The organism is Peptoniphilus ovalis, from assembly GCF_018919265.1.
Classification (GTDB): Bacteria; Bacillota; Clostridia; order Tissierellales; family Peptoniphilaceae; genus Peptoniphilus_A; species Peptoniphilus_A ovalis.
This window is the reverse complement of sequence record NZ_JAHLQO010000004.1, coordinates 37515-53203: the sequence shown is the minus strand read 5'-3', so window position 1 is coordinate 53203 and position 15689 is coordinate 37515. Positions and strand designations below refer to the sequence as shown.

Here is a 15689-nt window from a genome sequence, read left to right as displayed (position 1 = left end):
TATGGAAAGTTTAAAAGATAAAATTTTAAATATTGATAAGAAAATTTTAATTGCAATTTCTATTATTCTAATGCTATTTTTTATATCTGTGATGTATTTTTCTTATGAATATTCAAATAAAGATATTCACAGAGGAGTTAAGATTGAAGGAATTGAAGTTTCAAACTTGAATAAAGATGAAGCTCTTAAAAAAGTAAAATCAGAAACTGATAAATTAATTTCGGATTATAAAGTAAATTTTGTAACAGGCGAGGAAGAATTCAAAATTCCTCTTAAAGAATTTGGATATTCACTTGATTTAGATAAAGCTATAGATGAAGCATATAATTACGGCAGAAGCAATAATATATTTAAAGATTATTACCAAATTTTAAAAAGCTTAATTGCCAAAGAAAATATAATAGCAGCAACAAAGATTGACAATAGAGCAACTAATGAAGTTGTTGAAGATTTAGGAAATAAAATTTTCATTAAGCCTAAGGATGCGAATCCAGTAATTAATGAAGATAAAACTGTCACAATTTCTAAAGAAAGTATTGGAAGATATTTAGATCTAAATGAGACAAAGAAATTATTAAATATAGATATTTTAAAAGCAGATAAAATTGAGCTTCCTGTTTATAAAACTGAGCCAGCAATTTATTCAGATTATTATCAAGGAATTGATAAAGTATTGGGAGAATTTGAAACTGATTACTCAACTTCAACTAATAATAGAAAGGAAAATGTAAAACTTTCTGCATCTAAATTTGACAACTTAAAACTTGAACCAAATCAAGAAATTTCTTTTAATGATCAAATAGGAGATATTACAGTAGAAGAAGGATTTAAAACAGCAACTGTAATAGTTTCAGGCGAATACGAATCTGGAGTAGGTGGAGGAGTTTGTCAAGTTTCCACAACTTTATATAATTCATTAATACTTTCAGATTTAGAAATTGTAGAAAGACATAATCATTCAAGACCTATAAGTTATGTGGAACTTGGTACAGATGCAGCAGTTGTAAAAGGATATAAGGACTTAAAATTTAAAAACAATACTAATCATCCTATTTTAATAGTAGCCTCTGCAGATGGAAAGAAACTAAACTTTAAAGTTTTAGGAAATTCTCAAGATAGAGATTATGAAGTTAAAATAATTCCTGAAAGAAAGGGAGTTATTAGCCCACAAGTTAAGACAAAATACTCTGACAAAATGTATGAAGGAGATTCTAAAGTTGAGCAAAGTGGCAGCAGAGGATATTCTTATGTCACATTTAAAGAAATTATAAAAAATGGAGAAGTACAAAATACAACTCAAATTTCAAAATCATATTATATTCCTAAGGATAAAATAGTTGTAGTAGGAACAAAAACTTCTGATAGTAGTTCAGATAAGGATAATGATGAGGATTGATTTATGAAGAAATTGATGAATGAGACGATTCTAATAAGGACTTTAAAGACTGCCTTTGCTGCAATTGCTTCAATTGTAGTTGCAAATACTCTTTCATTAGATTTTTCTGCTGCAGCGGGAATTATTGCCATATTAAATGTATTTGATACTAGAAAGGCAACAACAGATGGAGGCCTTAGAAGAACATTATCTGCAATTTTAGCTTTAGCAATTGGCGGAATCTGCTTTGAACTTTTTGGCTACAAGACTTGGGTATTTGGACTTTATTTATTAATTTTTGTGCCAGTTTCTTTTATATTAAATATTCAATTAGGACTTGGCCCATCAAGTGTCATAGTTACTCATTTAATGTCTTTTGGAGATGTTAATAAATTTATTATTTTAAATGAAATGGCATTAGTATTTATAGGTACTGGCTTTGCAATGATTACAAATTTTTATGCTCCAAATAAGCAAAAGAAATTGCATAAATTAGTAAGTTCAATTGACAATCAAATTAAATTTCTACTAAATTTATTTGGTGAATCACTTGTTGCAAATATAGATGTTTCATTGTATCGTGACAGAATTGAAAAGCTTGATAAGGACTTAGACAAGGCAATTGAAATGGCAGTTATAGAGAGTGAAAATATGATTGAAAATAGTAATGTAATGCTTTATGATTTGCACCTAAGAGAAAGAGAGCTAAATTATCTAAAGGATATTTACAATGATCTTAAGAGCATACCGTCAGAGTATGATGAAGGTCATTATTTATCTAAGATTTTAATTGATACTGCAAATAACCTAACTGAAAAAGATGCAATAGTTGATGTAAAGGCTAGACTAATTTATTTTAAAGAACATGTTGAAATGATGGAGCTTCCTAAAAATCATAAAGATTTTGTAATAAGGGCGACTGTATTTCAAGTTTTTAGAACAATAGATCAATTTATTGATGTAAATAACTATATAGTGAATAAACCAATTTAAGACTCCTTGTGGAGTCTATTTTTTTGAGATTAAATAAAGAACATATGATAAAATGTAGTTATGAAATTTTTTAAAAAATTTAAAAAGAAAAAATCTATTTATCAAATTTTAATATCTAATAATTTTAATTTAGAATCAAAAGAAGTAAAAGAATTAAATTTGTCAGACGGAAGTTACGAATTAGAAATTATAGAGAAAAACGAAATAAATCATATTTCTACAAAAGAAATAAATAAAGCAGTTGATGATTATTATTTTAAAGATAGAGAAGCAATAGAAGAATTTGAAAATTTCTTTAGAGAGAATAAAGCCCTTGAAGCTGAGAGAAATTTTTTGAAATACTTGCTTTCGAAAATAGAATTTGACGAGTCTAAATTAGTTGGACTTTCAATACTTTTAATGAGAGATAGTAGAGTTGAAGAATGTGTAAAATTTGGGATGCTTCTTACAAAATATTTCAATTTAGGAGAAGTGAGAAGAGCCAAAGAAATATTTATGAATTTATTAAATCATCCAGCATTTGTTTATTATGGAATTGATTTTGTAAAAGAGATAGACTATGCAATCTTAGACGATTTGCATGAAAAAGGTACGGAGATATCAAAGAAGATTATAGAGGAGAAAGCATGGAATTAGGAAAAATTCAAAAATTAAAAGTAGCATCAAAGGATAAAAACAAAATATATCTTGCAGATGAAGAAAATAACAAAGTTTTATTAAATAAAGACGAGGGAAAAGATTTAAAAGTAGGAGATATAGTAGATGCATTTGTCTACAATGGGCACGAAGATTTTGAGGCAACATTAAAAACTCCATACGCAGAAGTTGGAGATTTAAAAAAATTAAAAGTTGTAGATAAAGCAAGAGTTGGATATTTTGTAGATAATGGAACTGATAAGGATGTATTCTTACCTTATAAAGAAGCTTATGGAAGGCTAGAAGTCGGAAGGGAATACCTACTTTATCTATATCATGACAAAAGCGATAGACTTGCCTTTACAATGAATATCAAAGATAAATTAAAAACTAATGAAAATTTTAAAGTTAATGATATAGTCAAGGGAGTAATTTATAGCATAGGAAGACCTGGGGCCTTTGTTGCAATTGAAAATGAATATGACGGAATGATTCCCAAAGAAGAGCTTAAAGGAGTTTATAGAATTGGAGATGAAGTAGAAGCAAGAGTACAAAGAATACTTCAAACAGGATTTGTAACCCTAACATTAAGAGAAAAAGCCTATAAACAAATTGACGCAGATGCCGATGAAATTCTAGAACTTCTAGAAGAAAATAATGGAGTGTTAGAACTTGGAGACAAAAGTGATCCAGAGCTAATTAAAGATATTACAGGTCTTAGCAAAAAAGCGTATAAGAGAGCAATCGGACATCTTTATAAGAAAAAATTAATTAATTTATATAGCACTAAGATTGAGTTAAAAAATGGCAGAAAATAATTTTATTGGAGAAATTGTAGACTTTGACTTCAAAGGTAAGGGTATTGTTAAGCTCGATGGAGTTCCAGTTTTTTTAGATGGTGGAATAATTGGAGATAAAGTAGAGTTTCAAATTACAAAAAAGAAAAAGAATTTCTGCAATGGAAAAATAATAAAAATTATAAAAAAATCTTCAAAAAGGGTGAAATCACCATGCATATATTCCAAAACTTGTGGAGGATGTGACTTTTTAGAATTAGATTCAGAAGAAGAATTAAAATGGAAAGTCAGAGATATAAATAATAACTTAAAAAAGATATCTGGCATTGATATAGAAGTATCTGAAATAATTCAATCAGAAAAACTTTTTGAGTATAGAAATAATATGCAATTTCAAGTAAAAGATGGAAAGATTGGACTTTATGAGAAAAATTCGAGAGATATAACACCCATTAAAAAATGTCTTATGCAAAGTAAAAATGCAAATAAAGTTTTAGAAATACTTTGGAATTTCAAACACATTAATAAATTAAAAAGAATCGGAATAAGAACAAATTATAAAGATGAAGTACTTTTAATTCTTGTAACTAAAAGCGAAAAGGTTGATATTAAATCCATTATTTATGAACTAATTAATTCAAATGTAAAATCAATTTATATGAATTACAATAGCGGTGATAAATATCACTATTCAAGAGAATTTGAATTAATTTATGGAGATCAAACTCTTGAAGAAAAACTACTTGATATAAAATATGAAATTTCTCCAGAATCTTTTTTTCAAGTTAATAGACTTACTACTGAAAAATTGTATGAAAAAGCCATAGAATACATTGAACCAAAAGAGGAAGAAAAAATATATGATTTATACTGCGGAGTAGGCTCAATAACACTTTCAGTTGCAAGATACGATGCAGAATTAATCGGAATAGAAATTGTCGAAAAAGCTGTGGAAGATGCTAGAAAAAATGCAGAAAACAATAATTTAGAAGCAAGATTTATAGCAGGAGCTTCAGAAGATATAATAGAAAAACTTAAGGATGAAGAAAAAATCTATCCAGATAAAATAATATTAGATCCACCTAGAAAAGGACTTGATGAAAGCTTAGCAAACTTCTTAGTAGAAAATCCAGTAGAAAGAATTGTATATATATCTTGTAACCCATCAACACAAGCAAGGGATTTAAAAATTTTAAAAGAAAAGTACAAAATTGAAAAAATAGCGGCAGTGAATTTATTTCCTAATACGGTGCATGTGGAGACCATAGCTGTGTTATCAAAGATTCAACTAGATAATCATAAAACTGTCGAAATTGAAGAAGATTATATATCGGATATTAACTTTTCAGAAGTTTTTACAAATAATTAAATACTATATTACAATTTAGAAAATTTTAAAAAAGATATTTTAGTAAATAGAGAATTTGATTTTACCTACCATAATAATATTTACTCTGTTACTTATTCTAAAGAAGGATACATTTTTACTGATATTAATAATAAAAGGGATTCTGTATACGCTTCTTATGAAGATTTGTTAAATAATACAAAAATTGAAGGCAAAAAAATTGAAGAAATAATAGATATAAAACTTTATGAGGATTTAAGCATTTATTAGATAATATTATTAAATAAATAGAAGAAGATAAGCATCTAGAAAACTAGGTGCTTTTTTTGATACATAAATAATATTCTTGAAATATGCAGAAAATAATTTTTATTTAAAATCTAATTTATATTAGAGATATTGAGTTTTAGATTTATATAATAAAATTAATTTTACTTTTTATTTACATAAAGTTAACAACCCAAAGATAGACAAAATTATTACATTTTTATAAACTTTAAATGTAACAATTCTTATTTTAAGGTGGTTTTTTATGGATATAATTAGGTATTTTTTCCGCGTAAATAAAGATTCGGTTCGTTTTGAAGCTTATAGTTTAGAGCATTTAATTCTTTTACTCCTAATGCTTGGAGTGAGTTTGTTATTCTTTTTAAAAAAAGATTTAATTCGCAAAAATGAATCTCTTGATAAATTTATTCGTTATCTTTTAATGAGTTTAATTATATTTCAACAAGGGACTTTTCTTTATTTTAATTTCGTTTTAAGGGAAAATGGATTAGCATTGGGTTTACCTTTATATACTTGCAGGATAGCTCTTTATACTGGCTTTTTTGCTCTTGCTACTTCTTGGAAAATGCCAAAAGCTGTTACAGTTTATTGGGGATTTGTTGGGGGAATTATCCCAATGATTGTTCCAGATCTTGAATATTATATTTGGCCCCACATCAGTGTTTTAAATTATTTTTTAACTCATTTTTTAGTTTTTTGGTCAGCGTCCTATTTACTATTTGTTAAAAACTTCAAATTTTCAAAAAATACTTTAAATTTGAATTTAGTTTTTACAAATATTTTTCTAACTATATCCTTAATAGTGAATTTATTATTTGGTGGAAATTACGCATACTTAAGTACTAGTCCAATATTTAAAGATATGTTAATGGAGATTCCAAAACCTATTTATGTTCTTATAGCCTATTTAGTTTATAATCTTTTTGCTCTTATCGTTCATATTATTGGAGTAAATGGACTGAAATTAAAGGCAAATAATAAGGTTAGTTTAGAAAGTTTTTTAAGAAAAGCTAATTATAATAATTTAAAGTTTTAGAATTTGAAATTTTCAAAAGTTACTTAATAAAATATAAAATTTTAAAATGATTCATAGTTTTATTTATTTTGATAGGAAATCTATAAGAAAACTATGAGTCATTTTTTCTATATTTAATAATTAAGTTATCTATTTTAAAATTTAAATTAAAAAGTTCTATATTTTTATATTTAATTCATATTTATTATAAGTTAGAATTAATAATAATTAAAAATATACATAGACTATAACTAATTCATTTCAATAAATCTCATAGTTTTTCCATCAAAATTTTATTCTTTTTGTTTAATTTTTCATTTAATAATCATATTATTTCTGTCCCATAATACTAAGGTTTTACTTAAAGGAAGATAATTGACGTTATCTTTATTTAAAAGCCTTAAATAGAGTATTATTCATATATTGTATTTAATATTTTAAATAGTATAATATATGTACAATCATAATTTTTAATGAAGGAAGGTTTTATTTTTGGAGCAAAGAAAAAGATTTGATTGGCCAGATTTTATTTTAATGGCCAGCGTGACTTTTATGGCGATTTTATCTGAGCTTGTTCCATCTGGAATTTTGCCTGAACTTATGGAAGGATTAAATATCACAGAAGCTCAAGGTGGTACATTAGTTGGATTTTATGCCATAGCCAGTGCAATTTTTGCAATTCCACTTATCTCTGCCACTGTAGAAATGAGCAGAAAGAAATTATTACTTATATTATTGATAGGATTTGCAATTAGTAATGCCTTGGTAGGAATTTCAACAAGTTATAATATGGCTATTGTTGGAAGAGTGCTTGGAGGAATTTGTGCCGGTGTTTTATGGCCAATGGTTGCTGCTTATGGTATGAAGCTTGCAGATGATGAACACAAGGGTTTTGCTGTTGCTGTAATTATGAGTGGTACTACTTTTGGAATGAGTATTGGACTTCCAATTGTAACAGCAATAGGAACTAATATTGGATGGAGACAAGAATTTTTCTTTATATCAGCTGTTATTCTTGTTATTACAGTTTTAAGTTTTTTAAAATTACCTAATGTTCCTGGAGAAAAGAGACAATCTTCTAATTCTCCGCTAACTCTTATTAAGAATAAGGGAGTACTAATTATAATTTTATTGACTTTTATAGCTGTAGTAGCAAACTATGGAGTATACACTTATATAACTTATTTAGTTGAATCAATTAAATACAGTGGAGGAATTGGACTTGCTCAAGTTTTATTTGGAATTGGTTCAATTTTATCTGTTGTAATTGCTGGTAAAATTATTGACAGACATATTAAGAATTTAACTCTTTTAATGCTTGGAAGTTCTTGTATCGCATTTATAATATTTTGGTTATTATCAGGAGTTACAATATTTTGTCATATTGCATTTGTAATATGGGGAATTGGATTTGGAGCTTTAGTTACACTTTTCCAAACTGCAGTTGCAAGACAAGTTCCAGAAAATGCTTCAGCTGTTGCAACATCACTTCAATCGGCATCATTTAACTTTTCAATAATGGTAGCAAGTTCTCTTGGAGGAGCACTTCTATCTACAGGTTCAATGAATGCTATGCTTATAATAATGGCAATACTACTTGCAGGTGGAATTGTTGTAGCATTTTTGTCAAAGAAAACACTAGCTTAAATATATAATTTTAGGAGGAATTAAAATGAAAAAGAAATTTATTAATGCAAAAATTTATGGTCACGATGATGCTTCAGAAATTTTAGTTGAGGATGGAAAATTTGTAGAATTTGGAAATAATTTACAAGGAGCAGATGAAGAAATTGATCTTGATGGAAACCTTGTAATTCCACCATATGTTGACTCACATCTTCACCTAGATTACTACTTTGTAGGTCAAACAGATGAAGCTAAAAATGAATCCGGCACACTTTTTGAAGCAATTGATATCTGGAATGATTTTAAAAAGGGATCAACTAAAGAAGAGATGAAGGATAGAATCAGAAAAGCTGCTTTAGATTGTGTAAGCTATGGAACACAATACATCAGAGCTCAAACTGACTGTACTGATCCCAATTTAACTGGAATTAAGGCAGCTCTTGAAGTTAGAGATGAACTTAAAGATATTGTTACTATTCAAGTTGTTGCATTCCCTCAAAATGGAATGTATTCATATAAAGAGGAAGGAAAGACTGGTAAGGACTTAGTAGAAGAAGCTCTTAAATTAGGTTGTGAAGTTGTTGGTGGAATTCCTCACAACGAATGGAGTCGTGAACTTGGAGAAAAATCAATTAAAGATATAGTTGAATTAGCAGTTAAATACGACAAATTAATAGACGTTCACTGTGATGAAACTGATGATATTATGGCAAGATTTATCGAAGTTTTAAATGCTGAAGCTATGGAAAAGGGAATAGGCGAAAAGACTACAGCAAGTCATACTTGTTCCTTTGGATCAGCTGATGACTCTTATGCATTTAGAATGATGGGTCTATTTAGAAAATCAAAAATTAATTTTGTTTCACTTCCAACAGAAAATGCATTTTTACAAGGACGTCAAGACACTTATCCAAAACGTCGTGGACTTACAAGAGTTCTTGAATTTGTTGACAATGATGTAAATGTATGTTTTGCTCAAGATTCAATTGTTGACCTTTGGTATCCAGCTGGAAATGGAAACCTAATGAATATTTTAGACAATGGTATTCACATGGCTCAACTTATGAGAGAAGAAGACTTCAAGAGAGACTTTGACCTTGTAACTTACAATGGAGCTAAGGCAATGTATCTACAAGATGAATATGGTTTAGAAGCTGGTAAGCCTGCTAACTTTATTGTTCTTGATGCACCTAATGAATTCGAAGCGATTAGAAATAGAGTTGAGTGTCTATCTTCAGTGAGAAATGGAGAATTTTTATTCAAGAAAGCCAAAAGAGAATTTGAAATAGAACTTAAAATAGACTAATAATTTTATGTTTGTCCCTTAATCTAATAAGATTAGGGGATTTTTTTTGATAATAGTTAAATTTTTATAAACTTTTTGAACTTTTTAGAAAAAAATAACTTAAACACATAGTAAAATTTTTAATAAGAAATATCAAGAAGCTCTATTTTTACGAATTATAAAATAGATAAATTAAGTAGACATCAAGGTTTGGTTATTGACACAATAATTTTTTCGATAATATAATAATTTTTGCTGACAATTTAATACAAGGAGAATAAATGAAAAAAAGACTATTAATTCTTATTTTGACTTTTGTTTTATTTTTTAATATTGATTTTGTATTTGCTAGTGAGTTTACAAAATCATACATTGTAAATGTTAATGTAGAAAATATAAACAAAGGTTACAAAGATAATTTTGAAAAACAAAATTATAAAGCAGCTAAGGAGATTTCAGATAAATCCTTAACAAGTTTTCAACAAAAATTAGAAGAGAATTTTCCTAATATTAAGGTAAAGGGTAGAATTTCATTATTACTACCATCTTTACTAGTAGAAGGCAACGATAATGACATTGAAAAAATAAAATCTTTTGCAAATGTTGAAAATGTTTATGAAAACAGAACATTGATTGAAGATAAACCTGTTGAGAGAGCTGGATATTATTCTAGAGATCAAAAACAACTCATGATGTCTTCTAATTTATTAATTGGCAATGATGAAGAACTTCAAAGAAAATATGATGGAGAAGGTAGAGTTCTTGCTGTAATTGACGGTAATATGGAGCCTGATAATTCATGCTTTAGACTTGATTCAAATTATAAAAGATATGATAGTAATGATATTTATAATATAGTTAATTCTGGATTAACTTACGGAAGAGATTATATTAGAAATATTTATAAATCTGACAAAGTACCTTTTGCATTTAATTACAGAACAGGAACTACAGATTTAAATCCAGAAGGCGAAAGAGTTGCTCATGGACAACATGTATGTGGAACAGTTGCAGGTAATAGATTTAATTTTAGAGGAGAAACATTTAGAGGAGTAGCCCCTGAATCTCAATTGTTAATGATGAATGTAATGAGAAGAGGTTCAACTAATTCATTTGTTTATATTAAAGCTATGTCAGATGCTTTGGTATTAAAAGCAGATGCTGTTAACATGAGTTTAGGATCAACTAAGGGTCAAATGCAAAATCTTGACCCAGCAATTGTTGAAGCTGTTAACAGAGGTTATAATTCTAACACAAACTTTGTAATTGCAGCTGGTAATGAAGGAGATTACAAAGGAGATTTATCCTCTGACAATCCTGATTACGGTGGAATTGGTGATCCTGGTATAGTCGAAAATTCTATTACTGTAGCTTCACTTGAAAATGAAAAGATTTTTGGTAGAGCTATAGAAATTGCTGGTGTTAAATACAGCTATGAAAACTCAAATTTTCTTTTGAGAAGAGGATACTATGATGTAGTTGACTGCGGCGAAGGAAAAGCTGAAGATTTTTCTGGAAAAAATTTATATGGAAAAATTGCTTTAGTTAAGAGAGGAACAAATTCTTTCAATGAAAAAATTGCAATTGCTGAAAATGCAGGAGCAAAAGCGATTATAATTTTTAATAATATTAAGGGATCTTTATGGGTTGATGGAAGAAATGCAAATATTCCTGTCTACACAATAGCAAATAAACCTGGAGAAATATTAAAATCTATAGAAAATAAAAGAGTTTATTTAAACACTAGAAATGAAAGAGTTGAAAATCCATTATTTGGAGAAATTTCTGACTTCTCAAATTGGGGACTTACTTCAGGTGGATATATGAAACCAGATATAACTGCACCTGGTGGAAATATAATGTCTACAACAACTGTTGATGGTTCTTTTGCCAATATGTCAGGAACTTCTATGGCAACACCTCATGTAACAGGAGCAATAGGAGTATTAAGAGAAGCTCTAGATGATAATCCAATTTACTCTAATATTCCTAATAAAGCTAAACTTGTAAAACAGTTAATTATGAATTCTGCTGTTCCTCACACAGATCCATTTACTCATTATTTGACTTCTCCAAGAAGACAAGGAGCTGGAGTTTTAAATCTTAAAAATGCAGTAGACCTTGACTTTACAGTCGTAGATGCAAAGAGTGAAATTCCATCAAGATTTTTAGGAAATATTAATAATGAATTAGAATTTAATTTAATTATCAAAAATTATTCTAATGAAAGAAAAGTTTTAATTCCATCAATTGCGACAACTGTTGAAAAAAGAGATGGTAAAAAATTATTACTTAGACCAGATGAATTATTTTCTAGAAACTTCGATGATAGTCCACTTGTTTTGAGACCAAAAGAGGAAAGAAAAGTTTCTTTCTCTATTCCAATTGAAAATCTTGATAAAATTAAAGATTTTTCTAATGGATTATTCGTTGAAGGATTTTTAAATTTCAAGGATCAAAATAATAAGAGTGCAAACTTTGCATTTGTTGGGTTTAAGGGTTCATTTGAAAAAATTCCTGGAATAGAAAAACCTATTTATGATTTTGACTTTGCTAATGAAAATCCAATGTATTACAGAATAAATAGTGTGTCTAGTCCATGGTATTATTTTGTAACATCACTAATAACTAATAAAAATATTAATACTCAATACGGTTATAGTAATATTAATGTAATTGCTGGTATGAGTAATTTTATTGATGTTAATAATTCAAAAAATACTAGAAATGAAGTTAAACCAAATTTTGAAAATATTGTTATAAGTCCTAATAATGATGGAAACAACGATAAGCTTAATTTAAGTCTTGTGGCTACTAGAAATGGTCTACTTTCTGTAAAACTAAAAGATGATCAAAATAATACTTATGTATACAGTAGAAGAAGATTAATGTCTAATTTCTCAGCTGACCCAGATAATGCAGGTGGAAGATATGGTTTCGATGGATATACTTTTATCAAAAACCCTATTTACAATCTTAACGATTTAAAAGATGGTAAGTATGAATTGATTTTAGAAACTATGGCTGATAACTATAATTACAGCGGTGAAACAAATTCAAGTACTATTAAATTTAATATTGATAGAAAAGCTCCAACATTAAAAGATGTTGTAGTTACAGAAAATGAAAATACTTTAACTATTAGCTTTTCTGCAAATGATTTAAGCTTTATTAGAAGTGCGAGAGTTGAGCTAGGAAGAGATTATCAAAACTTAAAACCAGAAAATGGAAGATACACTATTTATTGTGATAAAGAAGATTTACCACATCTAAGAATTAGACTAATTGATGGTGGATATAATGAAAGCTTAAACAAAATTACTGATTACAAATACGTAGATAATCGCAATACTTTAAGAGGATCATTAAAAATTAACGCTATTAAAGAAGTTTTACCTTCACTTAATATTAAATTATTAGATGAAAATAACAATGAAGTGAAAGAATTAAATAACTTAAAACTTGGTAATTATAAATTGTATATCTTAGGCTATGATGAAAATTATGAATTATTAGGTAATGATAGTTATGAATTTGTCGTTGATAGAAATAATTTAGATTATGTTCTTGATTTACAATTTAAAGAAAAAGAAAAGAAAGCTTTAGTTAATTTTATTTTCAAATACAATAACAGACCTATTGAAGGAATAAGATTTAAACTTAATGATGATGTTTATTATGATGGAGAAAATGAAATTAATTATGGAGAATATAATTTAAGCCTTTATGATAATATTGAAGGTTTTAAAAATGTATATGGTAAAGTTACAATTAATGAAAAAACTAAAAATGTTATTGTAAATCTTTACAAATAAAATATAATTGTCAGCAATTAGCAAAGTTTATCTTTGCTAATTTTTTTATAAATTTAAAAGACAATTTGATATTTTAAATCAATATGTCTTATAATATTATTTATAAATTAAAAGTACTAAAATAAAATTGAGGCGATAAAATGCAAAAATTAAACAGTGAATTATTAAAGAAATTTGAAAATCAATATGATTCTGACATTAAAAATAACCTCATTGAAGGTGCAATTTCAAATGTTGGAGTTGTTGAAGCAAGCAAAAATAAAAGAGTTATAAATAAACACAACTTTTTATTTAATGAAGAAATAGATCATAAAAATATAACAAATCAAAATCAATCAGGAAGATGTTGGATGTTTGCCGCATTAAATATGGCAAGACCAAAAATTATGAAAGATTTAAACTTAGATGATTTTGAATTATCTGAAAGTTATTTATACTTCTATGACAATATGGAAAAGACAAATGTGTTTTTAGATAAGATAATAAAGACAAAAGATTTGGATATTAACAGCAGAGAAGTAATTGATGCACTTAAATTTAAAACAGATGATGGCGGATACTTTGAGTATTTTAAAATATTAATTGATAAATATGGTATAGTTCCTAAAAATGTAATGGGTGAAAGCTTTAACACTGATAATGCTCGTGAAATGTTTTTGAGAATTGAAGAAGTTACTAAAAAGTATGCCATGGATATAAGAAATGAAAATAGCTATGAAGAGATTGATAAATTAAGAGAAGAATGTCTGTCAAAAGTCTATAACATCTTGGTTAAATGCATTGGAAAGCCAGTTGAAAAGTTTGATTTTGAATATCAAGACAAGGACAAAAATTACCACATTGAAAAAAATATGACACCTATGAGTTTTTATAAAAAGTATTTAGATGGATTTTATGACAACAAAATAAGACTTATAAATGACCCAAGAGAAAGAAATCCGTACGCAAGAGTATTTATTAATCCTGAAATAAAAAATTTAGTTGAGCTTGAAGGACTAAGGGGATTAAATGTGCCGACAGAAGAAATGAAGAATGCTATGGTTAAATCTTTAAAAGATGGAAACACAGCATGGTTTGCTTGTGATGTTGGAAAAATGAGCGATAGAAAATCAGGTATTCTAGACTTAGATTTATATAATTATGATGATACATTAGTTCCTGTAGGAGAATTTTCAAAAGCTGATAGAATAGATTCCCGTCAATCAATGGCAACTCATGCAATGAATATAACTGGTGTAAAAATTTTAAATGATAAGCCAGAAATGTGGAAAGTAGAAAATTCTTGGGGAGAAAAAAATGGTAAAAAGGGAATTTTCTCAATGTCTGATGCTTGGTTTGACTCATATGTCTATGAATTAATAATTGAAAAAGATTATGTTGATGAAAAATATTTAAAGGGACTTGATGAAGAAGCAATCGAGTACAGTCCTTATGATGCATTTTGTACTGCTTTTGGAAAAGTTAGATAAATGAAAAATATAATAATATTATCACCAAGTAAAGAAATGGATTGGAATAGCGGTAAGGAAAATATTGATTTAGATGAGACTAGTCTTAAAATTATAAATGAAATTAAAAAATTTAGAAAAGAAGAGTTGGCAGATTTTTTTAAAATTGACAGCGAACTAGCTCAAAGGGTATTTACTGCATATAAAGAAATTGATAAAAGTACTGCAAAAAATGCAATTGATACCTACAATGGACTGGCATTTAGACAATTTGATTCTGAAGTTCTACATTATGATTTTACAAAGAATCATCTATTAATTTTATCCGCTCTTTATGGACCAGTTGGCCCACAAAATAAAATAAATCCTTATAGATTGGATTTTTCTAAAAACTTAAAAATTGAAGATACAAATTTGAAAAAGATTCAAAAAGAAAATTTTAATGATAAGTTAAAAGGTTGCAGGATTTATAATTTAGCATCAAAAGAATTTTCAACTCTTTTAGATAAAAAGAAAATGGGTGAGTGGGTTGAGATTGAGTTTTACGATGATTTTGAAAATAATAAAAAGACTCACTCAGCTACAAGTAAAAAACTTAGAGGACAACTTGCAAATTATATTTTAAAAAATGAATCTTTTGATGAAGAAATTTTTAAAAATTTTAAATTTGAGGGTTATAAATTTAGCGATAATAGTAAAGAAAAATTTTATGTTTATGAAAATAAAATTTAAAAAATTTAAAATAGTTATTGACTTAAATTTTTAAAAATGATATTATTTACACAATTTCATAAAAAATAAACCGTTGAAGCGGAGATAAAAATAATGATGCCTTTACAGAGAGTCTAAGTTGCTGAGATTAGATAAGAAACAAGTTATTAAATGGACCGCTGAGGGCACAGTGAAAAGTTTTTACTTAGTACTCTGTGACGTATGCATACGTAAGTTGCAAGGGGTATGATGGTACCCTGGAGAGTGTGGTATTTCCATGAATACAAGGTGGCACCGCGGATATTTTGATTATTCGTCCTTGGCAGAATATATTCTGTCAGGGACTTTTTTT

The 15689-nt window shown here is 27.6% G+C and carries 11 protein-coding genes and 1 other annotated feature; all 11 genes read left to right on the top strand.

The genetic code is table 11. The features are described from left to right. Position 1 precedes the first annotated feature (1 nt). The 11 genes from KQI68_RS05970 to KQI68_RS05920 all read left to right on the top strand — a co-directional run bounded on the left by KQI68_RS05970 (position 2) and on the right by KQI68_RS05920 (position 15358). A complete protein-coding gene (locus tag KQI68_RS05970) occupies positions 2–1396 on the top strand; it encodes a VanW family protein (RefSeq protein ID WP_216549219.1) in 1395 nt (464 codons plus the stop codon). A gap of 3 nt (positions 1397–1399) precedes the next feature. Beyond that, a complete protein-coding gene (locus KQI68_RS05965) occupies positions 1400–2368 on the top strand; it encodes an aromatic acid exporter family protein (RefSeq protein ID WP_246541265.1) in 969 nt (322 codons plus the stop codon). Positions 2369–2428: 60 nt separating this feature from the next. Further along, entirely contained in the window at positions 2429–3004 is a 576-nt protein-coding gene (locus tag KQI68_RS05960) for a hypothetical protein (RefSeq protein WP_216549218.1), read from the top strand. Then, the gene (locus KQI68_RS05955; RefSeq protein WP_216549217.1) at positions 2995–3822 is read left to right on the top strand and encodes a CvfB family protein; all 828 of its coding nucleotides are present in this window, start codon (positions 2995–2997) and stop codon (positions 3820–3822) included. Before KQI68_RS05960 ends, KQI68_RS05955 begins: the two co-directional genes overlap by 10 nt. Then, positions 3809–5170, top strand: a complete 1362-nt coding sequence (gene rlmD, locus KQI68_RS05950; protein WP_216549216.1) for a 23S rRNA (uracil(1939)-C(5))-methyltransferase RlmD — start codon at positions 3809–3811, stop codon at positions 5168–5170. Before KQI68_RS05955 ends, rlmD begins: the two co-directional genes overlap by 14 nt. 511 nt (positions 5171–5681) lie before the next feature. Next, positions 5682–6473, top strand: a complete 792-nt coding sequence (locus KQI68_RS05945) for a YwaF family protein (protein WP_216549215.1) — start codon at positions 5682–5684, stop codon at positions 6471–6473. Positions 6474–6944: 471 nt separating this feature from the next. Further along, on the top strand, positions 6945–8099 hold the full coding sequence (locus KQI68_RS05940; RefSeq protein WP_246541264.1) for an MFS transporter: 1155 nt from the start codon (positions 6945–6947) through the stop codon (positions 8097–8099). Between the two features lie 25 nt (positions 8100–8124). Next, on the top strand, positions 8125–9384 hold the full coding sequence (locus tag KQI68_RS05935) for an amidohydrolase family protein (protein WP_216549214.1): 1260 nt from the start codon (positions 8125–8127) through the stop codon (positions 9382–9384). Between the two features lie 260 nt (positions 9385–9644). Beyond that, positions 9645–13178 (top strand): S8 family serine peptidase, encoded by a 3534-nt coding sequence (locus KQI68_RS05930; RefSeq protein ID WP_216549213.1) that lies wholly within the window; start codon positions 9645–9647, stop codon positions 13176–13178. Positions 13179–13318: 140 nt separating this feature from the next. Continuing rightward, positions 13319–14647, top strand: a complete 1329-nt coding sequence (locus KQI68_RS05925) for a C1 family peptidase (protein WP_216549212.1) — start codon at positions 13319–13321, stop codon at positions 14645–14647. Further along, the gene (locus KQI68_RS05920) at positions 14648–15358 is read left to right on the top strand and encodes a YaaA family protein (RefSeq protein ID WP_216549211.1); all 711 of its coding nucleotides are present in this window, start codon (positions 14648–14650) and stop codon (positions 15356–15358) included. A 64-nt stretch (positions 15359–15422) separates the two neighbouring features. Beyond that, positions 15423–15661: a binding site (T-box leader), on the top strand. Positions 15662–15689: the final 28 nt, after the last annotated feature.